Source organism: Agromyces aurantiacus (assembly GCF_016907355.1).
Classification (GTDB): domain Bacteria; phylum Actinomycetota; class Actinomycetes; order Actinomycetales; family Microbacteriaceae; genus Agromyces; species Agromyces aurantiacus.
Genome location: NZ_JAFBBW010000001.1, coordinates 838,356 through 863,573 on the forward strand (window position 1 = coordinate 838,356; position 25,218 = coordinate 863,573).

19 protein-coding genes are annotated in these 25,218 nt (G+C 73.1%); 12 read left to right on the plus strand and 7 right to left on the minus strand.

Going from position 1 to position 25,218, the window contains the following annotated elements; genetic code table 11:
- Nucleotides 1-3 precede the first annotated feature (3 nt).
- The gene (locus tag JOD46_RS03955; protein ID WP_239562573.1) at nucleotides 4-1,629 is read right to left on the minus strand and encodes a GAF domain-containing sensor histidine kinase; all 1,626 of its coding nucleotides are present in this window, start codon (nucleotides 1,627-1,629) and stop codon (nucleotides 4-6) included.
- A 201-nt stretch (nucleotides 1,630-1,830) separates the two neighbouring features.
- Here JOD46_RS03955 and JOD46_RS03960 point away from each other — a divergent pair, with 201 nt between their 5' ends.
- Both JOD46_RS03960 and JOD46_RS03965 read left to right on the plus strand, forming a co-directional pair.
- Complete coding sequence (locus JOD46_RS03960) at nucleotides 1,831-2,652, plus strand: universal stress protein (RefSeq protein ID WP_204391825.1); 822 nt, start codon at nucleotides 1,831-1,833, stop codon at nucleotides 2,650-2,652.
- Nucleotides 2,649-5,012, plus strand: coding sequence for a phosphoketolase family protein (locus tag JOD46_RS03965; protein WP_307834900.1), 2,364 nt, complete (start codon nucleotides 2,649-2,651; stop codon nucleotides 5,010-5,012). Before JOD46_RS03960 ends, JOD46_RS03965 begins: the two co-directional genes overlap by 4 nt.
- On the opposite strand, the gene JOD46_RS03970 is transcribed toward JOD46_RS03965, so the two are convergent.
- Nucleotides 4,990-6,765, minus strand: coding sequence for an ABC transporter permease (locus JOD46_RS03970; RefSeq protein WP_204391827.1), 1,776 nt, complete (start codon nucleotides 6,763-6,765; stop codon nucleotides 4,990-4,992). The genes JOD46_RS03965 and JOD46_RS03970 overlap by 23 nt on opposite strands.
- Nucleotides 6,762-7,703, minus strand: coding sequence for an ABC transporter ATP-binding protein (locus JOD46_RS03975; protein ID WP_204391828.1), 942 nt, complete (start codon nucleotides 7,701-7,703; stop codon nucleotides 6,762-6,764). Before JOD46_RS03975 ends, JOD46_RS03970 begins: the two co-directional genes overlap by 4 nt.
- A 190-nt stretch (nucleotides 7,704-7,893) precedes the next feature.
- On the opposite strand from JOD46_RS03975, the gene JOD46_RS03980 reads away from it, so the two are divergent.
- Entirely contained in the window at nucleotides 7,894-8,466 is a 573-nt protein-coding gene (locus JOD46_RS03980) for a hypothetical protein (RefSeq protein WP_204396869.1), read from the plus strand.
- A 366-nt stretch (nucleotides 8,467-8,832) separates the two neighbouring features.
- Nucleotides 8,833-9,780 carry a phosphodiesterase gene (locus JOD46_RS03985; RefSeq protein WP_204391829.1) on the plus strand — a complete coding sequence of 316 codons (948 nt, stop codon included), beginning with the start codon at nucleotides 8,833-8,835 and terminating at the stop codon, nucleotides 9,778-9,780.
- A 41-nt stretch (nucleotides 9,781-9,821) separates the two neighbouring features.
- Here JOD46_RS03985 and JOD46_RS03990 read toward each other — a convergent pair whose 3' ends face one another.
- Complete coding sequence (locus JOD46_RS03990; RefSeq protein WP_239563184.1) at nucleotides 9,822-11,465, minus strand: stealth family protein; 1,644 nt, start codon at nucleotides 11,463-11,465, stop codon at nucleotides 9,822-9,824.
- Between the two features lie 294 nt (nucleotides 11,466-11,759).
- Here JOD46_RS03990 and JOD46_RS03995 point away from each other — a divergent pair, with 294 nt between their 5' ends.
- Complete coding sequence (locus JOD46_RS03995; RefSeq protein ID WP_204391831.1) at nucleotides 11,760-13,067, plus strand: aminotransferase class V-fold PLP-dependent enzyme; 1,308 nt, start codon at nucleotides 11,760-11,762, stop codon at nucleotides 13,065-13,067.
- Nucleotides 13,068-13,151: 84 nt separating this feature from the next.
- Nucleotides 13,152-13,646 carry an FBP domain-containing protein gene (locus tag JOD46_RS04000; protein ID WP_204391833.1) on the plus strand — a complete coding sequence of 165 codons (495 nt, stop codon included), beginning with the start codon at nucleotides 13,152-13,154 and terminating at the stop codon, nucleotides 13,644-13,646.
- A gap of 593 nt (nucleotides 13,647-14,239) precedes the next feature.
- On the opposite strand, the gene JOD46_RS04005 is transcribed toward JOD46_RS04000, so the two are convergent.
- The 3 genes from JOD46_RS04005 to JOD46_RS04015 all read right to left on the minus strand — a co-directional run bounded on the left by JOD46_RS04005 (nucleotide 14,240) and on the right by JOD46_RS04015 (nucleotide 16,906).
- Nucleotides 14,240-15,007, minus strand: coding sequence for an SGNH/GDSL hydrolase family protein (locus JOD46_RS04005; RefSeq protein WP_204391835.1), 768 nt, complete (start codon nucleotides 15,005-15,007; stop codon nucleotides 14,240-14,242).
- A 76-nt stretch (nucleotides 15,008-15,083) separates the two neighbouring features.
- The gene (locus JOD46_RS04010; protein WP_204391837.1) at nucleotides 15,084-15,284 is read right to left on the minus strand and encodes a DUF1918 domain-containing protein; all 201 of its coding nucleotides are present in this window, start codon (nucleotides 15,282-15,284) and stop codon (nucleotides 15,084-15,086) included.
- Nucleotides 15,285-15,355: 71 nt separating this feature from the next.
- Complete coding sequence (locus JOD46_RS04015) at nucleotides 15,356-16,906, minus strand: PucR family transcriptional regulator (RefSeq protein WP_307834901.1); 1,551 nt, start codon at nucleotides 16,904-16,906, stop codon at nucleotides 15,356-15,358.
- A gap of 131 nt (nucleotides 16,907-17,037) precedes the next feature.
- Between JOD46_RS04015 and gabT the strand changes: the two genes are divergently transcribed.
- From gabT to JOD46_RS04045, 6 genes are all read left to right on the plus strand, one after another.
- Nucleotides 17,038-18,396 (plus strand): 4-aminobutyrate--2-oxoglutarate transaminase, encoded by a 1,359-nt coding sequence (gene gabT, locus JOD46_RS04020; protein WP_204391841.1) that lies wholly within the window; start codon nucleotides 17,038-17,040, stop codon nucleotides 18,394-18,396.
- The gene (locus tag JOD46_RS04025) at nucleotides 18,393-19,706 is read left to right on the plus strand and encodes a Glu/Leu/Phe/Val family dehydrogenase (protein WP_204391843.1); all 1,314 of its coding nucleotides are present in this window, start codon (nucleotides 18,393-18,395) and stop codon (nucleotides 19,704-19,706) included. Before gabT ends, JOD46_RS04025 begins: the two co-directional genes overlap by 4 nt.
- A gap of 41 nt (nucleotides 19,707-19,747) precedes the next feature.
- Nucleotides 19,748-21,214 (plus strand): NAD-dependent succinate-semialdehyde dehydrogenase, encoded by a 1,467-nt coding sequence (locus JOD46_RS04030; protein WP_204391844.1) that lies wholly within the window; start codon nucleotides 19,748-19,750, stop codon nucleotides 21,212-21,214.
- An 86-nt stretch (nucleotides 21,215-21,300) separates the two neighbouring features.
- Nucleotides 21,301-22,692, plus strand: coding sequence for a flavin monoamine oxidase family protein (locus JOD46_RS04035; protein WP_307834902.1), 1,392 nt, complete (start codon nucleotides 21,301-21,303; stop codon nucleotides 22,690-22,692).
- Nucleotides 22,689-23,579, plus strand: a complete 891-nt coding sequence (locus JOD46_RS04040) for a universal stress protein (RefSeq protein WP_204391848.1) — start codon at nucleotides 22,689-22,691, stop codon at nucleotides 23,577-23,579. The genes JOD46_RS04035 and JOD46_RS04040 overlap by 4 nt, the downstream gene beginning before the upstream one ends.
- Nucleotides 23,576-25,171: an APC family permease gene (locus tag JOD46_RS04045; protein WP_204391850.1), complete on the plus strand. Its 1,596-nt coding sequence runs from the start codon at nucleotides 23,576-23,578 to the stop codon at nucleotides 25,169-25,171. Before JOD46_RS04040 ends, JOD46_RS04045 begins: the two co-directional genes overlap by 4 nt.
- Nucleotides 25,172-25,218 lie beyond the last annotated feature (47 nt).

Sequence of the window (25,218 nt, forward strand, 5' to 3'; positions counted from 1 at the left end):
AGTTCACTCCTTCGGGGCGGGTACTGAGGGGACGGACCAGCGCGCGTGGGTGCCGCGCGGCCCGGTGTCGACATCGAAGCTGCCCCCGAGCCGTTCGGCCCGGACCCGCAGGTTCTCCAGCCCGCTGCGTCGTGCGGTCACGCCGATGCCGTGGCCGTCGTCGATGACGACCGCGGTCACCGTGCCGTCGAGGGCGAGCACGCTCAACTGGACGGAGGCCGCCCCGGAGTGCTTCACCACGTTCGACAGGAGCTCGCGGACCGACGCGGTGAGCTCGTCGGCGAGTCGTCCGTCGGCGACGAGGTCGACGGGTCCGCTGAACGCGACCGACACGGGCTGCGGCAGTCGGCTCGACGCCGAAGCGGCCAGGTCGAGCACCCGGTGCCGCAGTGTGGGCGTGCCGTCGGCGCGCGGGGTCAGCGCGAACACGATGGTCCGCACCTGCGCGATCGCGTCGTCGATCGCGGCGACGGCCGACTCGATCCGGCTGATTCCGGGGCCCTCGGATGTCGCGGCGACCGCCTGCAGGTCGAGTCCGGCGCCGTAGAGCTGCTGCACCACGTGGTCGTGCAGGTCGCGCGCGATCCGCGCCCGATCCTCCAGCAGCACCGACCGCTGCTGGGCCTCGCGGGCTCCGGCGAGTTCGTGCGCGAGCGATGCGCGCTCGGCGAAGTCCTCGGCGATGCGCATCTCGGCGGGCGTGAAGTGCGGCATCCCCGGTCGGCGCCCGGCCGCGATGACCGCGCGCGGCACGCCGGCCCGTCGGATCGCCGTGAACAGCACGGGACCGAAGTGCCCGGAGTCCTCGAGTGCGAGCGCATCGGCGAGGCCGTCGGTACGGCCGCCCGGCGTGGCGCGGGTGTCGCCGCCCTCGAGCACGACCGCCGCGAGGGTGCGGTCGAACGGCACGGCCGCACCGGCGATGCGGTCGGCGTCGAGGCCGCGCGCTTCGCGCACGCGCAGCGTGTGCGGGTCCTCCTCGTCGGGAACGAGCACCGCGATGCGGTCGGCCGCGCCGCGCACCGCGAGCTCGTCGGCCATCAACGCCGCCGTGCCCTCCGTGTCGGACGTCGTGAGCAGGGTCGAGACGACCTGGGCGGATGCCGCGGCCCACGCCTCGCGCATGCGCGCCTCGGTGAACCGGCGCGCATTGTCGATCGCCACGCCGGCGGCCGCCGCGAGCGCGGAGGTCAGCTCGATGTCCTCGTCGGAGAACTCCCCGTGCCGTCGATTGGTGAGGTAGAGGTTGCCGAACACCTCGTCGCGCACGCGCACGGGCACGCCGAGGAAGCTGCTCATCGGGGGGTGCCCCTCGGGGAACCCGACCGATCGGCTGTCGTCGGCGATCCGTTCGAGCCTGATCGGGTCGGGGTGATCGATCAGGGCGCCCAGCAGCCCGTGCCCCTCGGGCAGGTGGCCGATCCGGTGCACGGCGTCGTCGGGCATGCCGACGTGGATGAACTCCTCGAGCCCGCCCTGGGGTGCGAGCACGCCGAGCGCGCCGTACTGGGCGTCGACGAGTTCGACGGCGGCCTCGACGATCCGGCGCAGCACCTCGGAGAGCTCGATCTGCTCGACGACGGCCTGGGTCGCACCGAGGAGGGCGCGGAGTCGGCCCTGCGTGCGCATGACCTCGTCGGCGCGCTCGACGAGATCCCGCAGGGCTCGGTCGAGTTCGACGCGCGGCCCCTCGGGGAACGACAGCGGCGACGAATGAGTGATGTCTCCCCCTCATCACAGGCTTGGCTGCACTGTACCACCCGGCGTGTCGTGGGGGTGCGAGGGACCAAAGGCCCCGCACTCGGACGGCTCGCACCGGATGCTTGCTCCATGACGATCTTGGTGGGAGCCGATGGCAGCGTGGCGAGCCGGGCCGCGCTCACCTGGGCGGTCGATCGGGCGCGCAGCACGCGCGACGACGTCACCCTCGTCATGGTGGTCGACGACGGATGGGGGTCCGTCGGCGGCTCGGCGCTCGCTGAACTGCGCAGCACCGCCGAGGAGCGAGCGGAACGCGAACTCGCGTTCGCGCGCGACCTCGGTGCGGGCACTGAGTTCCGCAGCGTGATCTCCGTGGGGAGTCCGATGCTCGCGCTCGCCGAGGCGGCGCGCGACGCCGACCTGGTCGCGGTAGGGACGCACAAGGTCGGCTACTTCCACGGGCATGCCCTGGGGTCCCGGAGCCTGCAGCTGGCGGCAGTGTCCACCGTCCCCAGCGCGGTGGTCCCGGTCACCTCATGGCGGGGGCGAAGCGGGGTCGCCGTCGGGGTGGCCGACGGAGCGGACAGCGACGACGCGGTCCGCTTCGCCGCGGACGAGGCGAGCCGGCTGGGGGAGCCGCTCGTCCTGGTCCGGGCCGCCGACGGCGACCCCGCGCGCTCGAACATCGGCGAGCGGGCGGCGGCGATCGCGTCGGCCGTGCACCCCGGCCTGTCGATCGAGGTGCGCGCCACGTCGGATCCGGCCTCCGGCGCGCTCATCGGCATCTCGCGACGCGCGGTGCTGACCGTCACCGGGCGCCGGGTGCTCGATGAGGGCTTCCTGCCGCTGGGCCGGACCAACACCGACCTGCTCATGAACCTCGCCGGACCGGTCATCGTGGTGCCCAACGCCACGGCCGAGGGCGAGGCAGCGGGGTGGACCGCGGCGTGACGCACGAGCTCGCCGCCGTCGACCGGTGGTGGCGCGCGGCCGACTACCTCAGCGCGGGGCAGATCTACCTGCGTGACAACGCGCTGCTGCGCCATCCGCTCGAACCCGGCCACATCAAGCCGAGGCTGCTCGGGCACTGGGGCACCGCGCCGGCGCTGAACCTCGTGTGGGCGCACCTCAACCGCGCGATCTGCGAGCGCGGACTGCAGGCGCTGTTCGTCGCCGGGCCCGGGCACGGCGGGCCGGCGATGCTCGCGAACGCGTGGCTCGAGGGCACCTACAGCGAGCGGTATCCGGCGGTGACCCTCGACGAGGCCGGCATGACCGCGCTGTTCCGGCAGTTCTCGACGCCGGGCGGCGTGCCCTCGCACGCGGCGCCGCAGACGCCGGGATCGATCCACGAGGGCGGCGAGCTCGGCTACTCGCTCGCGCATGCCTACGGCGCGGCGCTCGACGCGCCCGAACGGGTGGTCGCGTGCGTGGTGGGCGACGGCGAGGCGGAGACGGGCACGCTGGCCGCGAGCTGGCACTTGAACGCGTTCCTCAACCCCACCACCGACGGCTCGGTGCTGCCGATCCTCAACCTCAACGGCTGGAAGATCGCGAATCCGACGATCCTCGCGCGCCTGCCGGAATCGCAGCTGATCGAGCTGTTCCGCGGGTACGGGTACACGCCGACGATCGTCGAGGGCGAGGTGGGCGTCGACCCGATGACGGTGCACGAGGCGTTCGCGAGCGCGCTCGACGACGCGCTCGACCGCATCGACGGCATCCGGGCCGAGCACGCGGGCGACCCCGACGGGCCGCAGCCCGCGTGGCCGATGATCGTGCTGCGCACCCCGAAGGGGTGGACGGGACCGCGCGAGGTCGACGGGGTTCCGATCGAGGGCACCTGGCGCGCGCACCAGGTGCCGCTCGAGCGCGTCCGCGAGGACCCCGCCCGCCTGCGGCTGCTCGAGGAGTGGATGCGCTCGTACCGGCCGGAGGAACTCTTCACCGCCACCGGCGCCCCGGTGCCCGAGCTCGATGCACACCGACCTCGCGGGGCGGCGCGGATGAGCGCGACGCCGGCCGCGAACGGCGGCGAGCTGCGGCGCGACCCGGTGCTTCCGGATGCCGCGGCCCACCGCGTCGCGCCGGGCGCCACCGTCGAGTCCACCCGCGTGCTCGGCCGGTGGCTCGCCGACGTGATGCGCGCCAACCCGCGCGACTTCCGGCTGTTCGGCCCCGACGAGACCGCCTCGAACCGGCTCGACGCGGTGTGGGAGGTCACCTCGACGCAGTGGATGCCCGCGCGGCTGCCCGTCGACATCCGCCTCGGCCGCACCGGCCGCGTGATCGAGGTGCTGAGCGAGAACCTGCTCCAGGGGCTGCTCGAGGGCTACCTCCTGACGGGGCGGCACGGCCTGCTCGCCTCGTACGAGGCCTTCATCCACATCGTCGACGCCATGTTCAACCAGCACGCGAAGTGGCTCGAGGTCGCCGACGAGGTGCCGTGGCGTCGCTCGGTCTCGTCGCTGAACTACCTGCTGAGCTCGCACGTGTGGCGGCAGGACCACAACGGCTTCTCGCACCAGGACCCGGGGTTCCTGAACCTCGTCGTGAACAAGGGGCCCGGGGTCGTGCGCGTCTACCTCCCGCCCGACGCGAACACCCTCCTCGCGGTCGCCGAGCACTGCCTGGCCTCGCGCGACCACGTCAACGTGATCGTCGCGGGCAAGCAGCCCGAGCCGTCCTATCTCTCCTTCGAGGCCGCCCGGGCGCACGCCGAGCGCGGGCTCGGCGTGTGGGAGTGGGCGGGCACCGAAGTCGAGGGCCGCGAGCCGGACGCGGTGGTCGCGGCCGCCGGCGACGTGCCCACGCTCGAGGCGCTCGCCGCGGTCGACCTGCTCCGCGAGGCCGTGCCCGAGCTGCGCGTGCGCGTCGTCAACGTGGTCGACCTCATGCGGCTCCGCTCGCCCGACGAGCACCCGCACGGGCTCCCGGCCGACGAGTTCTCGGCGGTGTTCACCGATGCCGCGCCCGTCGTCTTCGCGTTCCACGGGTACCCGTCGCTGATCCACCAGCTCGCGTACCGGCAGCCGAACCACGGCGGCTTCCACGTGCACGGGTTCCGCGAGCGCGGCACCACGACGACGCCGTTCGACATGCTCCGCATGAACGGGCTCGACCGGTACTCGCTGGCGCTCGCCGTGCTGCGGCACGTGCCCGGCGCCGAACTGCGCCATCCGCACGCCGTCGCGCACCTCACCGCGGGGCGCGAGCGCATGCGCGCGCACGCGCTCGAGTTCGGCGAGGACAGCCCCGAGGTCACCGCGACCGGATGGCTCGAGCGGCTCATCGGCGCCGCGCGCGACTGAGGTCGCCGCGCGCCGTCGCCGCGCTCTCGACGACCCGACGCGCTCGGCGCGGTGCGGTCGCCGACCACGCCGCACCGCGCAGCCTGACCAGGAGCCAGGTGGCTCCGGCGGCCCCGACCGCCCACGCCGCGAGGATCGCGAGCGACCACCAGGCGACCACGGGGCCGTCGGGCCGCCACGCCTCGAGCAGGCCCACCCGCACGTGGGCGAGGGGGAAGAGGTTCCCGATCGCGCGCATCCAATCGGGCCCGCCGACGACGAAGACGTCGGAGAAGAACGCCATGACGAACAGGATCATGAGTGCGACGGCGCCCGCCGCACGCGCGTCGGGCACCGCCGTCGCGAGGAGCAGCCCGCAGGCGGCCAGTGCCGTCACGCCGAGCGCGATCACGCCCGCGCCGAGCGCCACGCCCGCCGCGGTCGTGCGCAGGTCGAACGCGAGCGCGCCGACCACGAGCAGCGTCGCAGCGATCGCCCAGCCGACGACGAGCGCGGCCAGCGTGCGGCCCGCGCCGATCTCGGCGGTCGAGAGCGGCGTCCCGCGCAGCCGCGTGAGCAGGCCTCGCTCCGAGGCACGCGCCACCCAGTCGGCGGTGTTCATGAACGCGACGACGCCCACGCCCCAGGCGCACATCGCGGCCGCCGTCGACGTGACGATCGGGACGCCGTCGCGCTCGCCGCCGCCCTGCAGCGTGACGAGCAGCCAGAGCAGCGCGACCGGGATCGCCACCGCGAAGAAGAGGTCGCCCGGACGCCGAACGGTCGAGCGGAGTGCGGCCGCGAACTGGCCGGCGGTACGCGAGGCGGAGGTCGGAGGTCGGCGCTCGCGGGGCGCCGGCGCACCGAGGGGAGCGCGAGCGGTCGCGGGATGGACGAGAACCGACGCGGCATCCGCGCTGTCCGCGCCGCGGCGTCGCGAGCGCAGACGGGGCTCCCAGCGGAAGGCCAGCGCGGCGACGATGGCCCCCGCGGCGCCCCACGCGGTGATGATCGCGAGGTTGCGGACGTTCCACACGGGAGCGTCGTCGAACGGGTCGAACAGTTCCTGCAGCGAGTCGACCAGGGGCTTGAGCGGGAGCATCCACGCCAGGTCGTCCAGCCACTGCGGCAGCGCGCCGCCGATGACGAACACGCCCGAGATGAAGGAGAGCACGACGGCCGCGCCGACCGTGAGGGCCTCGGTCGCGCGGGCCGACGGCGCGAGCGACGCGATCGCGATGCCGAGTGCGCTGAACGAGGCGAGCCCCGCGAGGACGGTCACGATGAGGGGCAGGACGGCGTCGGCCGGCACGGTCACGCGATACGCGACGACGGCCACGGCGAGCACCACCGCGACCGCGGCGGCGCCGAGCACGGTGACCGCGACCAGCTGCCCCGCGACGTACGCCCACCCCGGCAACGGCGTGCCGCGCAGGCGCTTGAGCACGAGCCGTTCGCGGTCCTCGGCGACGCCGATCGCGATCGAGGGCAGCGTCGCGAACAGGCAGCCCATCGCGAGCGCGGTCGGCGTGGCGTACTGCATGACCCGCAGGCCGGTCGACGGGTCGATCACCTCATTGCCGGCGAGGATGCCGATGAGCACGAGCCACACGAGGGGCAGGCCGAACGTGAACACGAACGCGGTGCGCGCGCGCCACAGCGACCTGAACACGTGCGCGCTGCGATGCACGAGGAGATCGAGCGAACCCGCACGGCCTGCGTCGTCGAGGGGGATGCCCGTCCCGCGGGCGGATGCCTCAGGGGGCAGCGTCACGTCGGTACCGCCTCATCGGCCCCGGCATGCACGGCGCGCTCCCCGACGAGCGTGAGGTAGGCGTCCTCGAGCGTCGGCCGGCGCACCTCGATCGCGTCGAGCGGGACCCGGTGCTCGATCGACCAGCCCGTCATCGCGTGCAGCGCGCGCGTCGTGTCTTCCGTGGTCACGCGCCATCCCGCGCCGTCGCGCTCGACCCTCGCGCCGTCCCCCAGCGCGTCGGGCAGCGTCGTGACGTCGGCGCCCTCGGCCGAGCGGAACTCGATGACCGTCGAGCGCCCGCGCGCCGCGAGCTCCGCGGGCGGGCCGAGCGCCACCAGGCGGCCCGCCACGACGACCGCCACCCGGTCGGCGAGGTGCTGCGCCTCGTCGAGGTAGTGCGTGGTGAGCAGGATCGTCGTGCCCGTCGCACGCAGGTCCCGCACGATCGACCAGGCCTGGCGTCGCGCCTCGGGGTCGAAGCCGACCGTGGGCTCGTCGAGGAAGAGCACCTCGGGATCGCCCACGAGCCCGAGCGCGAGGTCGAGCCGGCGTCGCTGACCGCCCGAGAGCGTGCGCACGCGTGCCGAGCGCTTCGCGGTGAGCCCGACCAGCTCGATCACGGCTGCGGCGTCGAGCCGCCGCGGGTAGAGGTCGCGGTGGAGGCGAACCAGTTCCGCGACCGTCGCGTCCTCGTCGAACCCCGCCTCCTGCAGCACGATCCCGATGCGCTCGCGCAGTGCCCGTTCGCGGCGCGCCGGGTCGTGGCCGAGCACGCGCACCGTGCCGGAATCGGCCGTGCGGTGGCCCTCGATGATCTCGACGACCGTCGTCTTTCCCGCCCCGTTGGGGCCGAGCAGTGCGACGACCTCGCCCCGGTCGATCTCGAACGAGATGCCGTCGACGGCGCGGACCTGACCGTATGCCTTCCGCAGGTCGTGCACCTCGATCGGCCGCATGCCCCACCTCCCGGGTCGTCTCGACGGTAGGCGGTGGACGCCCGGCAGCGCCGGGCCGAAAGGCCCCTTGACCGCCTGCGGCGCGCGGTGTCAAGCCCCCTCGGCGATGTCCCCCGTTCGGGAGGCGCCGCGGGCGACGGGAAGGTAGGCTACTCCGGCGGACTGACGACTGACGAGACGGTGAAACGGCATGGAGAACCCCCGAGCGGAGGAGGCGGGCAGGCGGCGAGGCCGCCGCGCGGCGCCCCCGCCCGAGCCGGCCGGACCCCTCGACGTGGTCGCATCCGCGACGGCGGCCGCGCTCACCGCGGGTCGCGCGGGCCTCGTCACGGCGCGCGCACGGGCGGCCGAGGCGTTCGCCGCGTTCCGCGCGGGCCCTGTCCTGCCGTGGGTCTCGGAGCATCGGATGCTCGTGCTCGTGGGCGGTGCGCTTCTGGTTTCCTCGCTCGCGTTCACGGGCACGGTCGCGCTCATCTCGCAGGGGCCGCCTGCCGTCGCCGGAGGCGGCGCGCCCGCCGACAGCGCGACCAGGCCCCAGCCCGGATCCGGCTTCACGATGCCGAGCCCGGTCCCGACGGGTCCCACGCCGACGCCGACGCCCACGCCGACGCCGACGCCCACCGAGGTCGCGCCGGAACCCCCGATCGTCGATCCCGAACCCACGACCGACCCGGTCGAGCCGACCACCACGCCCACCGACGACACCAACGGCCGGCCCGACCCGCCCGGCGCGACCAACCGCCCCGACAAGCCGAAGGGCTGAGCCCGGCCCCCGGCCACGCACTGCCGTGGCGAGTGGCTGCGTGGCGAGTGCCGGCTCGGCGGGTGCCTGTGCGACAGCGTGCCGCCGGACGCCGAGGTGGCGGCAGGCCGGCGGCGAAGGCTCCCGGGGGACGGGAACGGTCTTCAGCTCGCCGACCGGCCTGCCTGGAGGTGACGACCACCTCGCAACCGAGTCTCGACGAGCGATCGATCGAGTGGGAGGGCCTTGACAGCGGCCCCCGAACGTGGGCCACGCGCGGCATTCAGCTTCGTCACATCCCGCGTTCACTGCGCGTTCGGCTCCGCATGCTGCGCTAGGTTCGACCACACCCGGACGATCCGTAGCAGTCGAACGAGCGGAGCATTCGTGAACATCCGGAGGGCCGAGTACCCGCGGCCGTCGCACTTCCTCCTGCACATCAGCGACACGCACCTGCTCGGCGGCGGCCGCCGGCTCTACGACCGCGTCGCATCCGAGGACCACCTGCGCGAGCTGTTCGAGCAGTTCGAGGCGTCCGGCGGACGGCCCGAGGCGATCGTCTTCACGGGCGACCTCGCCGACCGTGGCGAGCCGGAGGCGTACGACCTGCTGCGTCGCATCGTCGAGCCCGCCGCGGAGCGCCTCGGCGCCGACGTGATCTGGGTCATGGGGAACCACGACGACCGCGACGCGTTCCGGCGGGGGCTGTTCGGCGACCTGGTCGGCGGCCAGAGGCCCGTCGACCGCGTCTACGACGTCAACGGCCTGCGGATCATCACGATCGACACGTCGGTGCCCGGACACCACCACGGCGAGCTGACCGGCGACCAGCTCGACTGGCTGGCTGAGGAGCTCTCGATCCCAGCGCCCGACGGCACGATCCTCGCGATGCACCACCCGCCCGTGCCGAGCGTGCTCGACCTCGCGGTGTCCGTCGAGCTGCGCGACCAGTCCGCGCTCGCCGAGGTCGTCGCGGGAAGCGACATCCGCTCGATCATCGGCGGCCACCTCCACTACTCGTCGACCGCGACGTTCGCGGGCGTGCCCGTCTCGGTGGCCTCGGCCAGCTGCTACACCCAGGACCTCATGGTGCCGGTGGGCGGCACGCGCGGTCGCGACGGGGCACGGGCCTTCAACCTCGTGCACGTGTACCCCGAGACCGTGCTGCACTCGGTCGTGCCGCTCGGCGCGCACGCCGCGCTCGACTGGATCGACGCGGACGAGTCGGCGCGCCGCCTCGCGGCGGACGGCATCGTGATCCCGGATGCCGCGGCCCCCATGTTCGTGCGCGCGGTGGAACCGCCGTTCACCGAGCCCATCCGCGTGCTCGCCTGAGGCCGCTCGACCAGCAGCAGTGTCGGGGTCGGTGCCGGCGGCTACGCCGTGAGGTCGGCGGCCGCGCGCCGCAGCTCGTCGAGCGAGGGCACGTCGCCGGTCCGCGAGACGAGCGCGTCGGCATCCGTCGCGCCCTTCTCCCAGGGTGCGGGGAACGGGAAGTACCGCTCGAGGAAGTCGATGACCGCCGTGGTGCGCTCCTCGACCGAGATCTCGGGGAAGCTGCCGTCGTTGAGGCAGAACATGTCCATGTCGCGCCGCTTCAGCAGCCGCTTCATCGCCGGCAGCGCGCGCTTGAGCGTCGTCTCGACGTACTTGACCTTCGCATCGGTCTGCACCACCGCGCGTCCGGTGAGCAGCGCGTAGTAGTGGTACAGCGAGTTGGTGACCGAGATGTCGGTCGCCGACCGGAACCGGCTCGCGGCCGTGCGGCGGAACTCCTCCGGGAACGCGGCCTCGAGCTCGGCCATGACGCTCTTACGAAGCGGTGCGGCGCAGTGCTCGAGGTGACGCGTGGTGACCTTGCCGAACCGCTCGCGCAGCAGCCGTCGATTCACGCGCGCCGCGTTCTCGAAGCCCGATCGCCCGGAGTGCGTCTCACCGAGGCCGATGCGCGTGGTCGCCTCGACGAACTTCGTCACTCCGCCGGGGGAGAAGAACAGGTCGGGCGAGAGCGGACGGCCGAAGAACATGTCGTCGTTGGAGTAGAGGAAGTGCTCGGCGAGCCCGTCGATGCGGTGGAGCTGCGCCTCGATGGCGTGCGAGTTGTAGGTGGGCAGCACCGAGACGTCGGCGAACATCTCCTCGCTGCGAACGATCGTGACCTTGGGATGCTTCGCCAGCCACGTCGGCGCCGGAGAGTCGGTGCAGATGAAGATGCGGCGCACCCACGGGGCGAAGAGGTGCACCGAGCGCAGCGCGTACTTCAGCTCGTCGATCTGCCGGTAGCGCGCCTCGGACTCGTCGCCCTCGCCGACCACGTAGGTCTGCATGCGCCGCGCCCGCTCGCGGAGGAACTCGGTGTCGGAGCCGTCGACCCACGAGAAGACCATGTCGATCTCGAAGTCGATGTCGCTCGCGAGCGGCGCCCACATGTGCTCGAGGGTTCGCCAGTCGCGACCGTGCAGGTGCACGGTCTCCTCGACCGCCTCGGCGCGCGGCAGGGTCCTTCGCATGAGCGCGTTCTCGCACGGTGCCTCGATGACGTCGTCGCCGAAGCGCCAGAACTCCAGCTGCACCGCCGACTCCGGGCCGTACCGCAGGCGCCCGACGGGTTCGATGCGCGGGCGGTAGAGCCGCACGGCGCGCGGCTTGCGGTGCGTCGAGAGCATGCCGTCGGCGACGAGCACGTGCGGCGCTGCGGCCGCCTTCGCGGGCTCGAGGGTCGCGGAGTAGAACGGTTCGGTCGCGAACGCCCGCGCGAGCGTGCGCACGACGCGCTTGCGGTCGGTGCGGTCGACGGCGATGACGGGGCGACCGCCGTCGCGGCGGACCAGCAGGTAGTCGACGCCGGCGTCGTCGAGGGCGGATGCGACGGCGAGCAGGTCCTCGACCATCGACTCCTGCGGGGTCGCGTGCCCGTTGGCGAGCGCGTACTGGCCCTTGGGCACGACGAGGTCGTCGCGGTCGAAGCGCGCGTGCGGCGTGTGCGGTGAGACGAGGACCAGCTCCGGGACGTCGCTCAGCTGCAACCCGCGGTCGGGGTCGGGGACACGGCGGCGGAACGCGTCGCCGGTCGCAGGCGTGCGGTCGTCGGGCAGGAGGTCGGGCTCGTTCGTCGTCACGTGGTGGGGTGCTCCGGGGTCGTCGGGAAGGGGCGCGATGGCGCCGGATGCACCAATCGTACGGCCGGGGCGGATGCCGCGGAGGGGCTTGCATGTTTCTTCGCGTTTCCCGACGTGACGCACGGTGACGGGCGCCCCTTGAGGCGCGGCGGCGCGCGTCCGTAGCCTCGTCCGCACCCCGTCCGAGGAGGCGCCATGACCAGCACCGCGACCGCGACCGCCGTGCGCGCCGGCGCGATGCCGCTGGCCGAGCTCGACGACGCCGGCCTCGAGGTGCCCGTGCTCGGCGGGCGCCGCGTGCGTCACGTCAACCTCGACGTCGCGGCATCCGCCCCCGCGTTCTCGGCGGTGAGTGCGCACGTCGCCCGGGTGCTGCCCTACTACGCGAGCGTGCATCGCGGCACCGGCTACGCGTCGCAGGCCGCGACCGCGCTCGTCGACGACGCGCGGGTCGCCGTCGCCCGTCACGTGGGTGCGCGACTCGACGACGCGGTCGTGTTCACGCGCAACACCACCGATGCGCTCAACCTCCTCGCGGGTGCGGTGCCCGGCGAGACGGTCGTGCTCGACATCGAGCACCACGCGAACCTCCTGCCGTGGCTGCGCCGCGGGCGCCGCGTGGTCGTCGCGGAGTCGACGATCGCCGCCACGCTCGATGCGCTCGCCGCGGAGCTGCGCCGTCGCCCCGCGGCGCTCGTGTCGGTCACCGGCGCCTCCAACGTGACCGGCGAGGTGCTGCCCGTCGCTACGATCGCGAAGCTCGCGCACGAGCACGGCGCCCGCCTGGCGGTGGATGCCGCGCAGCTGCTGCCGCACCGCCGCATCGACCTCGCGGCATCCGGCGTCGACTACCTCGCCTTCTCCGGGCACAAGGCCTACGCGCCGTACGGCGCCGGCGCGCTCGTCGGGCGGGCGGACTGGCTGGACGCCGCGCCCGCGCACCTCGCCGGCGGCGGTGCGGTCGAGTCGGTGCGCATCGACGGCGCCGAGTGGAAGTCGGGCCCCGAACGCCACGAGGCCGGCACCCCGAACGTGCTCGGCATCGCTGCGCTCGCGCGGGCCCTGGCCGAGCTCGAGCGGCTCGGCGAGCCGGCCCGTCGCGAGCACGAGGAGGCGCTGACGGCGCGATTGCACGCCGGGCTCGCCCGGGTGACGGGCGTGCGCGTCATCCGGGGCTTCGACGACGCCGACGACCGCCTCGCCATCGCGACGATCGAGCTCGAGCGGGGTTCGGTCGGCCTCGTGGCCGCGGCGCTCGCGGCGGAGCACGGCATCTCGGTGCGCGCGGGCCGCTTCTGCGCGCACCCGTTCTTCGATCGCGTCGCGACCCGCGCCAACGGGCTGCGCGCGAGCCTCGGCGCCGGATCGACGGCGGACGACGTGGACCGGTTCGTGGAGGCGCTCGGCCGGCTCCTCGCGCACGGTCCCGGGCACGAGTACGACCGCACGTCCGCGGGCTGGTGCCCGCGCATCGACGACCGTCCGCGGCCCTCGTTCGCCTGACGCGGCCGCTCGCCGCCGCGATCGGTGGTCGGGTGGTGCTTCCCGGGGACGCGCCTACACTGGTTCGGGTCGAAGGGGGGTCGGATGCGTCCCATCAGTGAAGACGAGCTCCGGTCGTCGTTCGTGAACGCGACCGATCGCGAGCTCGAGGAGCTCGAACTGCCGCTCGAGTACCTGCTGGTCGACTGGGAGCACGTCGACGCGCTCGCCTGGCGCGACCGCAGGGCGAGCCGCCGCGGCTACCTCGTCACGCTCATCGACGACGAGCCCGTCGGGGTCGTGCTGCGCGCGGCCGATCCGCCGTCGTCGCGGTTCCGCGCCGGCATGTGCAACCTCTGCCACACGCAGCAGCCCGCGAACCAAGTCACGATGTTCTCCGCGCGCCGGGCCGGCGAGGCGGGCCGCAACGGCGACACGGTCGGCACCTACCTGTGCAGCGACCTGTCGTGCCAGGAGAACGTTCGCCTGCACGCGCCGCTCGCCCCGGCCGAGGTCCGCAGCGGCTCGCAGGCGTGGTCGCGCATCGACGGACTGGCGCGTCGTACGCGCGCGTTCGTCGCGGGCGTGCTCGCCGACTGAGGGTTGCCGCCGGCGGTCGGGCGCCGGCCGCCGGACCACCTCGCCGGCCCGTCCGGTCGACGCTGGCAGGTCGCGCGACTGCACGGCTGCGCTGCCCTTGCCGTTCGCGCGACGGCGCCGCTTTCGCCCGCCCGCCCCGCGCCGCGATGGTATCTCTCTCGCTCAAATCAACGTGGCCTCATATGAGGCCGCGTGGACATGAGCGCGCATGTGCTGTGGTGGAGCGACCCGCCTCCGTGAGTCAGGCCTCATTTGAGGCCGCGTGGACATGAGCGCGCATGTGCTGTGGTGGAGCGACCCGCCTCCGTGAGCCAGGCCTCATATGAGGCCGCATCGACACATGCCGGGCACTGCGGACGTGCGATGGCGGGCTCGTGTGAAGGCGGCCTCATGTGAGGCGCCGTTGACAGGTGGCGTGGGTTGTCGGCGTCAGGCGGCGGGCCATGTGAGCGAGGCCTCATATGAGGCCGCGCTGACATGAGCCATCCGGACGACATCTCCGGGCGCAGCGACGCGGGGGCGGCAGCGGCCGAGCGGCGCGCCGGTGGCACCACACCGTGAGTGGCGGCGCCGGACGCGCGCGGCCCGCCCGCCTACGCGTCGAGGGCGACCGGTTCGAGCGCGGGGCGCTTCGCGCTGCGGCCGTCGCCCGACGATCGGCCGGTGAGGCGTCGGCCGATCCACGGGAGCACGTACTCGCGGTAGTACACCGCGGTGTTGCGGCTCCGGGGGCCCGGCGGGGCGGCGGCGACCTCCGCGACGCCCCACTCCTCGGGCACGGGCAGCCCGAGCGCGGTGAGCACGTTCGAGGCGACGCGCGCGTGCCCGAGCGAGTTGAGGTGCAGCTTGTCGGGCGACCAGTACCGGATGTCGCGCAGCCCGCGGTCGGCGAAGTTGTCGACGAACGTCACGCCGGGCAGCGACGCGAGGTCGTACAGCGCACGCGTGAGCCGGACGCCCCTCGCGTCGAACACGCGCCCGAGCGGGAGGTGGTCGGTCGGGTTCGCGCCGCTCAGCATGAGCACGTGGATGCCCTCGTCGCGGATGCGCTGGACCGCCTGGCGGAAGCGTGCCGCGACGAGCTCCTCGGGCATGCGCGGGCGCAGCATGTCGTTGCCGCCGCCGTTGAAGCTGATCACCTCGGGGCCGAGCGCGATCGCCGCCTCGAGCTGCTCGTCGATGATCGGGCCGAGCTTGCGGCCGCGGATCGCGAGGTTGGCGTAGCGCACGGGTTCCGGCGCCGCGGCGCGCGCCATCCCGAGCGCCACGAAGTCGGCCCAGCCGCGCACGCTGCCGTCGGGCAGCTCGTCTCCGACGCCCTCGGTGAAGCTGTCGCCGATCGCCACGTACGAGGAGAACATGCGCTCCACGCTATCGTGCGCCATCCGAACGACGGATCCCGGGAGGCGGCCCCAGGCCGGCGGCCCGGCGAACGCGCTAGTGCGCCGAGTGCTTGTGCACGTGCTCGAGCTCGCAGTCGCTGCCGGGGTAGAGCAGGGCCTCGTGCCCGTCGTCGAAGCGGACCATGTACGGCGGGCCGCCGTCGGCGCCGCGGACCTCGAGGACCTCCCCGTGGCGTTCCCCGCTGCCCACCGCCTTGCCGTGGATCACCAGTCGATCGCCGACCGTCGCCTGCATCGCGAACCTCCTCGTCGCCGCATCCTGGCTCCCACGGTACGCCGGGCGCGTGACGACGGGAAGGTCCTCCGTCACTCCGTGGCGAGCAGGGCCGCCCAGAGGTCGGCGCGCGCGTGGAACCCCGACAGGTCGCGGCCGAGCAGCTTCTCGGCGAGCGCGATCCGGCTGCGGACCGTGTGCCGGTGCACGCCGAGCTCCTGCGCGGTCGCGTCGAACTGGCCGCCGTGCTCGAGCCACGTGCGCGTGGTCTCCAGCAGGCCCGTGCCGTTCTCGCGGTCGTAGTCGATGAGCGGCTCGAGCGTGGCGCGCGCCACCGCGCGCGCGTCGGTGCGGGCCAGGAACGCGAGCACGCCCTGGCGGCTGATGTCGTCGAACCACGTCACGCCCGCGCCGGTCTCCCGCGCGCGCTCGAGCGCGCGCGTCGCCTGCTCGTGCAGCCGGGCGAGCTCGGTGACGGATGCCGCGTCGGACACGCCGACCGGCACGTCGAACTCGGCCGCGAGCTCGTCGGCCACGCGCGTGTCGGCGTCCTCGGCGACCACGACGACCGTCTCGCCGTCGCGCCCGAAGAAGAGGCGGCCGTCCTTCTCGTCCACCCGGAGCTCGAGGAATTCCGCCATCCGGTCGACGTGCTCGGTGGGCAGGTCGGCGACCGCGACGCGGACCGGGTCGTGCGGCAGCGGCCCCCACATCTCGGCGGAGACGCCCGCGGCGAGCTCGACGTCGCCGGCGAGCATCGAGCGCAGCAGGCCCGAGCGCAGGTGGCCGCGCGCCCGGTCGAGGTCGCGATTCTGCTCGAGCGCGAGCCCCGCGAGCGCGATGACCGCGTTCACGACCTCGCGTCCCGCGGCGTCGAGTTCAGGGGATTCGCCGATCACGAGCACGCCGCGCAGGGCGCCGCCCGCGCCGAGCGTCTGCAGCGTCATCCGCTGCGGCCGGCCGACCGAATCGCCCGCTTCGAGCGTGCGGCTCGCACGCTGCCCGCGGCGCAGCATCGAGCGCGCCTCGCCGACGACCTCGCCGAGCGCCGGCTGGCCGAGCCCGCCGACCGGCGCCTCCCGGTCGAGGGCGCCCGCGGCATCCACCAGGCCGACCCACGTGCCCAGCCGGTGGCTGAGCTCGGTGAGCGTCGCGCCGAGCCCGTCGGGTCGCAGCGCGGCGAGCGAGATCGCGCGCTGCGCCTGCAGGGCCCACGCCTGCCGCGCGTTCGCATCCGCGGCGTTGAGGTCGGCGATCGTGCGGGCGATGCGGATGAACGGCACGCGGTAGGGCACCTCGATGAGGGGCAGCCCGTGACGCGCGCACGCGTCGACGAGGAGCTCGGGAGTGGACCGGATGACCTCGGTGCCGAAGCCGAGCGCGGCGATGCCCGCTTCGCGCAGGCGCGCGACGTACGCGTCGAACCCGGCAGGGTCGTCGTGCTCGGTGTCGGCGCCGAACTGCGTGCCGGTGGTCAGCAGCACCTGGCCGGGCTCGAGGAACGGCGCCGGATCGGCGAGGTCGGAGCTGTGCACCCAGGGCACGGGCGCGTCGAGCGCGCCCTCGGGCAGCACGGCCTCGTCGGTGCGCAGGGTGAGCGCGAGGTCGTCCCGATCGAGCAGGGTTCGCACGGTGGGCTTCACGGGACACTCCTGGATGTACGCGACGTCGAGTAGAGGTGCCATGAGTGTACATCGGGGAGGGCGCGACATCCCCTCGGCCCTGCCTACCATCGCCTGACACCGCCACCGTCGTCACCGCATCGGAGCAACCCATGACCCTCGTCGAACCCACGGCCACCGCCGTCGGCGGCCCCGCCCTCCCGCAGGAGCGCCGCCTCGTCACCAGCATCCCCGGCCCCCGCTCGCAGGAGCTCATGGCCCGCAAGGCGCAGGCCGTCGCCAAGGGCGTCGGCACCACCATCCCCGTCTCGGTCGTCGCGGCGGGCGGCGGCGTCATCGTCGACGCCGACGGCAACTCGATCATCGACCTCGGCTCGGGCATCGCCGTGACCGGCGTCGGCAACTCGAACCCGCGCGTCGTCGAGGCGGTCACCGCGCAGCTGAACGCCTTCACGCACACGTGCTTCACCGTCGCCCCGTACGACTCGTACGTCGCCGTCGCCGAGAAGCTCAACGAGCTCACCCCCGGCGACCACGAGAAGCGCTCCGCGCTGTTCAACTCCGGTGCCGAGGCCGTCGAGAACGCCGTCAAGATCGCGCGCCACTACACGAAGAAGATGGCGGTCGTCGCGTTCGACCACGCCTACCACGGCCGCACGAACCTCACGATGGGCCTCACCGCCAAGAACATCCCGTACAAGAACGGCTTCGGCCCGTTCGCGCCCGAGGTGTACCGCGCGCCCCTCAGCTACCCCTTCCGCGACGGCGGCCTCTCGGGCGCCGAGGCCGCGGCCCGCGCGATCACCCAGATCGAGAAGCAGATCGGCGCCGAGAACCTCGCCGCGATCATCATCGAGCCCATCCAGGGCGAGGGCGGCTTCATCGTGCCCGCGCCCGGCTTCCTCGCCGCGCTCGTGGCGTGGGCGAACGAGAACGACGTCGTCTTCATCGCCGACGAGGTGCAGACCGGCTTCGGCCGCACCGGCCACTGGTTCGCGAGCGAGCACGAGGGCATCGTGCCCGACCTCATCGTGACCGCGAAGGGCATCGCGGGCGGCCTGCCGCTCTCGGGCGTCACCGGGCGCGCCGAGATCATGGACTCCGCCATGGCCGGCGGCCTCGGCGGCACCTACGCGGGCAGCCCGATCGCCTGCGCCGCGGCGCTCGCCGCGATCGAGTCCTACCAGCAGGACGGCCTCATCGAGCGGGCCCGCCAGATCGGCTCCGTCCTGATCGGCCGCCTCAACGCGCTCCGAACGGCCGACGCGCGCATCGGCGACGTCCGCGGCCGCGGCGCCATGGTCGCGATCGAGCTGGTCGACCCCGCCACCGGCGCGCCCGACGCGGCCCTCACCGGCAAGCTCGCCGCCTACGCGGCCGAGCACGGCGTGCTCGTGCTCACGTGCGGCACCTACGGCAACGTGATCCGGTTCCTGCCGCCGCTGACCATCAGCGACGAGCTGCTCGTCGAGGGCCTCGAGGTCCTCGCGGAAGGGCTGCGGAACGCATGAACCCCGTGACGGCGCCGACGACGTCGCCCGTGGATGCCGCGGCATCCGCTCCTCGACCGGCCCACGCCGAGCCGACCCCGCTGGCCGACGCGCGCGCCCAGCTCGCCGAGGCCGTGGCGCTGCTCGGCTACGGCGACGGCCTCCACCAGATGCTCGCGACCCCGCGCCGCGAGCTCAGCGTGGCCGTGCCGCTGCGCATGGACTCGGGCGAGAGCCGCCTGTACCTCGGCTACCGCGTGCAGCACAACTTCTCGCGCGGCCCCGCCAAGGGCGGCCTGCGCTACGCGCCGAACGTGAACCTCGACGAGGTGCGCGCGCTCGCGATGTGGATGACGTGGAAGTGCGCCCTGCTCGACGTGCCGTACGGCGGCGCGAAGGGCGGCCTCGCGATCGACCCGCGCGAGCACTCGCAGGCCGAGCTCGAGCGCGTGACCCGTCGGTACACGAGCGAGATCCTGCCGATCATCGGGCCGGAGCGCGACATCCCCGCGCCCGACATCGGCACCGACGAGCGCACAATGGCGTGGATCATGGACACCTACTCGGTGAACTCGGGCTACACGGTGCCCGGCATCGTCACCGGCAAGCCCATCTCGCTCGGCGGATCGCTCGGCCGCGCGTCGGCGACCAGCCGCGGCGTCACGCACATCGCCCTCGCGGCGCTGCGTCACGCGGGCCTCGAGCCGGCGCGGTCGTCGGCGGCCGTGCAGGGCTTCGGCAAGGTCGGTGCGGATGCCGCGCGGTTCCTCGCCGAGGCGGGCGTGAAGGTGACGGCCGTCAGCGACCAGTACGGCGCGGTGCGCAACGACGGCGGCCTCGACATCGAGGCGCTCTCCGACCACGTGAAGGCCACCGGATCGGTCGTCGGCTTCGCCGGCGCCGACGAGCTCGACCGCGATGCCGTGCTCACGCAGGACGTCGACCTGCTCGTGCCGGCCGCCGTCGAAGGCGTGCTCAACGAGGGCAATGCCGGGGCCGTGAAGGCCCGCGTGATCGTCGAGGGCGCCAACGGCCCCACGACGCCCGCGGCCGACGCGATCCTCCGGGAGCGCGGCGCCCTCGTCGTGCCCGACATCCTCGCGAACGCCGGCGGCGTCATCGTCTCGTACTTCGAGTGGGTGCAGGCCAACCAGGCCTACTGGTGGCGTGCCGACGAGGTCGAGAGCAGACTGGAGGAGCGGATGCTGAACGCCTGGCGTCACGTGCTCGGCTATGCCGAGGCCCGCGACCTCTCGCTCCGCACCGCCGCCACGGCGCTCGCCGTCGAACGCGTCGCCGAGGCGCACCGCCTCCGCGGCCTCTACCCCTGATCGCGCGAGACCCGCGCCCGATACGGAACGGACATCCCAGCATGACCACTGCAACGCAGGAATCCGCCCTCCTCGACCGCGTCGCCGACGGCCTCTACATCGGCGGCGAATGGGTCGCCGCCGAGGGCGGGAAGACCTTCGAGGTGCGCGACCCCTCGACGGGCGAGGTGCTCAAGGAGATCGCCGACGCCTCGGCGGCCGACGGCATGCGCGCGCTCGACGCGGCCGTCGCCGCGCAGGACGCGTGGGCGAAGACCGCTCCGCGCGAGCGCGGCGAGATCCTCCGCCGCGCGTTCGACCTGCTCGTGGAGCGCCGTGAGGACTTCGCCCTGCTCATGACGCTCGAGATGGGCAAGCCGCTCGCCGAGGCGCGCGGCGAGGTGAACTACGGCGGCGAGTTCCTCCGCTGGTTCAGCGAGGAGGCCGTGCGCATCACGGGCCGCTACGGCTGGAACCCCGAGGGCACCGGCCGCATCGTGGTCGCGCAGCGCCCGGTGGGCCCGTCGTACTTCATCACCCCGTGGAACTTCCCCCTCGCGATGGCCACCCGCAAGATCGCGCCGGCGCTCGCCGCGGGCTGCACGGTGGTCGTCAAGCCCGCCGCGCTCACGCCGCTCACGACCGTCGCGTTCGTGCAGCTGCTCGAGGAGGTCGGGCTGCCCAAGGGCGTCGTGAACGTGGTCACCACCACGAGCTCGTCGAAGGTCTCGGGCCCGATCATCGCCGACCCGCGCCTGCGCAAGCTCTCGTTCACGGGCTCGACCGAGGTCGGCCGCAAGCTCATCGAGCAGTCGGCCCAGGGCATCCTGCGCACGTCGATGGAGCTCGGCGGCAATGCGCCGTTCGTCGTCTTCGAGGACGCCGACCTCGACAAGGCCGTGGAGGGCGCGCTCGTCGCGAAGTTCCGCAACATCGGCCAGGCGTGCACGGCCGCGAACCGCTTCATCGTGCACGAGTCGGTCGCGGCCGAGTTCGCTCGCCGCGTCACCGAGCGCGTCTCGGCCATGCGCGTCGGCCGCGGCACCGAGGACGGCGTCAACATCGGCCCGCTCATCGACGACGACGCGGTCGCCTCGACCGACGAGCTCGTGCAGGACGCGGTGTCCAAGGGCGCGAAGGTGCTCGCGGGCGGCTCGGCGATCGACGGCACCGGCTCGTTCTACGCGCCGACCGTGCTCGGCGACGTCTCGGCCGACGCGCGCCTGCTCCGCGAGGAGATCTTCGGACCGGTGCTCGGCATCACGACGTTCGCCGACGAGGACGAGGCCGTGCGCCTCGCGAACTCGACCGAGTACGGCCTCATCTCCTACGTGTTCACGCAGGACCTCGCCCGCGGTCACCGCATGATCGACCGCCTCGACACCGGCATGATGGGCCTGAACACGGGCCTCGTCTCCAACGCGGCGGCGCCCTTCGGCGGCGTCAAGCAGTCGGGCATCGGCCGCGAGGGCGGCTTCGAGGGCATCCACGAATTCCTCGACACGAAGTACACCCTGATCCCGGCGTAAGGGCCGGATCGTGCTGGTGGTCGAGTAGCGGCGACGCCGCGTACCGAGATCTCGGTACGGCCCTCCGGGCCTGCTCGACCACCGGCGTGCACAGAAAGCAGAACACCACCATGGAACGCATCGAGACCGACGTCGTCATCGTCGGCGCAGGCGCCGCGGGCCTCACGGCCGCGACCGAGCTCGTGAAGGCGGGTCGCGACGTCGTCGTGCTCGAGGCCCGCGACCGCGTCGGCGGCCGCCTGCACACCGACGTCATCGACGGCGCGATGCTCGAGGTCGGCGGCCAGTGGGTCTCGCCCGACCAGGACGCGCTCATCGAGACGCTCGACGAGCTCGGCCTCGAGACCTACGAGCGGTACCGCGAGGGCCGGAACGTCTACATCAGCGAGACGGGCGAGCGACGGCTCTTCGAGGGCGAGATCTTCCCCGTGCCGGCGAAGACCGAGGGCGAGATCGTCGGCCTCATCGAGAAGCTCGACGAACTCGTCGCCGAGATCGACCCCGAGCAGCCGTGGGCGCACCCGCGGGCCAAGGAGCTCGACGAGATCTCGTTCGCCGAGTGGCTCGGCACGCAGACCGACGACGAGGAGGCGAAGCTCAACATCGGCATGTTCATCGCCGGGGCGATGCTCACCAAGCCGACCCACGCGTTCTCGGCGCTGCAGGCCCTGCTCATGGCGGCGTCGGCGGGCTCGTTCTCGAACCTCGTCGATGCCGACTTCATCCTCGACAAGCGCGTCGTCGGCGGCCTCCAGCAGGTGCCGATCCGCCTCGCCGAGCGCCTCGGCGACGCCGTGAGGCTCGGCCAGCCGGTGCGCACCGTGCGCTGGAACCCCGAGGACCCCGAGTCGGGCGTGACCGTCGTGACCGACACGCTCGAGGTGCACGCCCAGCGCGTCATCCTCGCGCTCGCCCCCGTGCTGATCAACCGCATCTCCTACGAGCCGCCGCTGCCCCGCCTGCAGCACCAGATGCACCAGCACATCTCGATGGGCTTCGTCATCAAGGTGCACGCCGTCTACGAGACGCCGTTCTGGCGCGAGCAGGGCCTCTCGGGCACCGCGTTCAGCCCCTACGAGCTCTCGCACGAGGCCTACGACAACACCAACCACGGCGACACCCGCGGCACGCTCGTCGGCTTCGTCTCCGACGAGGCCGCCGACGAGGTCTTCCGCCTGAGCGCCGAGGAGCGCAAGGCGCGCATCCTCGAGTCGCTCTCGCACTACTACGGCGACGAGGCGAAGAACCCGATCGTCTACTACGAGAGCGACTGGGGCTCGGAGGAGTGGACGCGCGGCGCCTACGCCGCGAGCTTCGACATGGGCGGCCTCGCGCGCTACGGCGCCGACCTGCGCACGCCCGTCGGGCCGATCAGCTTCGCGTGCTCCGACATGGCCGGGAAGGGCTACCAGCACGTCGACGGCGCCATCCGCATGGGTCGACTCGTCGCGTCGCAGGTCCTCGAGGCGCGGGCGTGAGCTCGGCCGGTGCCGATCGCCGCGTGCTCGTCGGCTACACCGCCTCCGAGGGCGGCGCCGATGCGCTCGCCCTCGGCGGCCGCATCGCCGCGGCGACCGACGCGCTCGTCGAGGTCGTCATGGTGCTGCCGATCGAGGCCCGCGGCGGCGTCGTGCCGCGCGACCCGGGCTACGAGCGGCACGTCAAGGAGCGCTCGCAGGAGTGGCTCGCCGAGGCCTCCGCGACGCTCGGCGCCGGCGTGCCGACGTCGCTGCACATCAGGTACGCCGAGTCGTTCGCCCAGGGGCTCCTCGCCGCGGCGCACGAGTTCGACGCCTCCCTCATCGTCGTCGGCGCCGCGCGCGGCGGCCTGTTCGGGCGCACCCGCATCGGCTCGGTCGCGAACGAACTGCTGCACTCGGCCGACCTCCCGGTCGTGATCGCTCCCGTCGGAAGCCGAGAGGTCCCGATCGCGCAGGGCGTCACCCGGATCACCGCGGCCGTCGGCAGCGCCCCGGGCCCGGTGCTCGAGGCATCCGTCCGACTCGCCGGCGCCACGCGCGCGCCGCTTCGGCTGCTGTCGCTCGTCCCGGTCGACCTGCCCGCGGGCGTCGACACCTCGCTCGTCGAGCTGACGAGCGTCGTCGGCGCCCAGCAGGTGCTCGAGGACGCCAGGGCGGCGCTGCCCGCCGGCATCGAGGCCACGGCGGTCGTCGCCACGGGCGACACCATCGAGGAGTCGGTGCGCGCCCTCGAGTGGCACGACGGCGAGGTCGCCCTCGTCGGCTCGAGCCGGCTCGCCGCGCCCAGCCGACTCTTCCTCGGTTCGACGGCATCGAAGATGCTCCGCGAACTCCCGGTACCGCTCATCGTGGTGCCGAGCGAACCACGAAAGACCACGCCATGACGCACTCGCCTGAGCCGCACCCGCATCCTCCGCACACGGCGCCGCACGCGCCGATCGAACCGCAGGAGTTCCTCGACGCGCCGCTGACCGCCGCGAGCGCCACCGTCGGCGGCCTCTCGAAGAAGGGCCTCTCCGCGGGTTCGGTCGGGCTGATCGGTGCGATCGTCATCGGCATCTCGTGCATCGCCCCGGCCTACACCCTGACCGGCTCGCTCGGTCCGACGGTCGCCGAGGTGGGCCTGCAGCTGCCGGCGATCTTCCTGCTCGGATTCATCCCGATGCTGCTCGTCGCGTTCGGGTACCGCGAGCTCAACAGCGCGATGCCCGATTCGGGCACCTCGTTCACCTGGGCGACGCGGGCCTTCGGCCCGTGGACGGGCTGGATGGCCGGATGGGGCCTGATCGCCGCGACGGTGGTGGTGCTCTCGAACCTCGCGGGCATCGCGGTGGAGTTCTTCTACCTCGCGCTCGCGCAGGCGTTCAACAACCCGGATCTCGCCGAGCTCGTCGGCAACCCGTTCGTGAACGTCGCCACCTGTCTCGTGTTCATCGCCGGGGCGACGCTCATCTCGTACCGCGACATGCAGACGACGCAGAAGGTGCAGTACTGGCTCGTCGGGTTCCAGCTGCTCGTCATGATCGGGTTCGGCATCGCCGCGTTCTGGCACGTCGCGAACGGCACCGCGTTCGACGCGACCCAGGTCGAGCTGAGCTGGTTCAACCCGCTCGAGGTGGGTTCGTTCACGGCCGTCGCCGCGGGGCTCTCGGTGTCGCTGTTCGTCTTCTGGGGCTGGGACGTGACGCTCACGATGAACGAGGAGACGAAGGGCTCGCACACGACGCCCGGTCGCGCCGCCACGCTGACCGTCACGATCGTCGTCGCGATCTACCTGTTCGTGGCGATGGCCGCGCTCGCCTTCGCCGGGATCGGCTCCGAGGGCGTCGGCCTCGGCAACCCCGACATCCAGGAGAACGCGTTCTTCCATCTCGCGGGACCCATCCTCGGTCCGCTCGCGATCCTCATGTCGCTCGCGGTGCTCTCGAGCTCGGCGGCCTCCCTGCAGTCGACGTTCGTGTCGCCCGCGCGCACGCTGCTCGCGATGGGTCACTACGGCGCCCTGCCCGAGCGGTTCGCCCGGGTGAGCCCGCGCTTCTTCACTCCCGGCCACGCGACCGTGGTCTCGGCGGTCGTCGCCGCCGCGTTCTACGCGATCATGCGATTCGTGAGCGAGGACGTGCTCTGGGACACGATCACGACGCTCGGCATCATGATCTGCTTCTACTACGGGCTGACCGCGTTCGCGGCGGTGTGGTACTTCCGCCGGACGTGGTTCGCGAGTGCGCGGAACGTGTTCTTCCGCCTCGTCGCCCCGCTCGTCGGCGGCCTCATCCTGAGCGTGCTGTTCGTGACCACGCTCGTCGACAGCATGGACCCGAGCTACGGATCGGGTTCGAACATCGGCGGCGTCGGCCTCGTGTTCATCCTCGGGGTGGCGATCCTCGGCATCGGCGTCGTCATCATGGTCTGGCAGCGCGTCGCGCGGCCGGCGTTCTTCCGCGGCGAGCGGCTCTCGCGCGACGCGGCCGACTGAGCCCGCGACCGGCCCCGCTGCTCACCGCGCGGGCCGGCGCGACCGCG

What these genes read in the sequence shown, in the direction of transcription:
- JOD46_RS04005 (WP_204391835.1), bottom strand. Translation starts at nt 15,007, where the DNA reads ATGTTCTCCTCGTACGTGGCGATCGGCGACAGCTTCACCGAGGGCGTC.
- gabT (WP_204391841.1), top strand. Translation starts at nt 17,038, where the DNA reads ATGACCCTCGTCGAACCCACGGCCACCGCCGTCGGCGGCCCCGCCCTC.
- JOD46_RS04000 (WP_204391833.1), top strand. Translation starts at nt 13,152, where the DNA reads ATGCGTCCCATCAGTGAAGACGAGCTCCGGTCGTCGTTCGTGAACGCG.
- JOD46_RS04030 (WP_204391844.1), top strand. Translation starts at nt 19,748, where the DNA reads ATGACCACTGCAACGCAGGAATCCGCCCTCCTCGACCGCGTCGCCGAC.
- JOD46_RS04010 (WP_204391837.1), bottom strand. Translation starts at nt 15,284, where the DNA reads ATGCAGGCGACGGTCGGCGATCGACTGGTGATCCACGGCAAGGCGGTG.
- JOD46_RS03980 (WP_204396869.1), top strand. Translation starts at nt 7,894, where the DNA reads ATGGAGAACCCCCGAGCGGAGGAGGCGGGCAGGCGGCGAGGCCGCCGC.
- JOD46_RS04045 (WP_204391850.1), top strand. Translation starts at nt 23,576, where the DNA reads ATGACGCACTCGCCTGAGCCGCACCCGCATCCTCCGCACACGGCGCCG.
- JOD46_RS03975 (WP_204391828.1), bottom strand. Translation starts at nt 7,703, where the DNA reads ATGCGGCCGATCGAGGTGCACGACCTGCGGAAGGCATACGGTCAGGTC.
- JOD46_RS03955 (WP_239562573.1), bottom strand. Translation starts at nt 1,629, where the DNA reads ATGCGCACGCAGGGCCGACTCCGCGCCCTCCTCGGTGCGACCCAGGCC.
- JOD46_RS03960 (WP_204391825.1), top strand. Translation starts at nt 1,831, where the DNA reads ATGACGATCTTGGTGGGAGCCGATGGCAGCGTGGCGAGCCGGGCCGCG.
- JOD46_RS03995 (WP_204391831.1), top strand. Translation starts at nt 11,760, where the DNA reads ATGACCAGCACCGCGACCGCGACCGCCGTGCGCGCCGGCGCGATGCCG.
- JOD46_RS04025 (WP_204391843.1), top strand. Translation starts at nt 18,393, where the DNA reads ATGAACCCCGTGACGGCGCCGACGACGTCGCCCGTGGATGCCGCGGCA.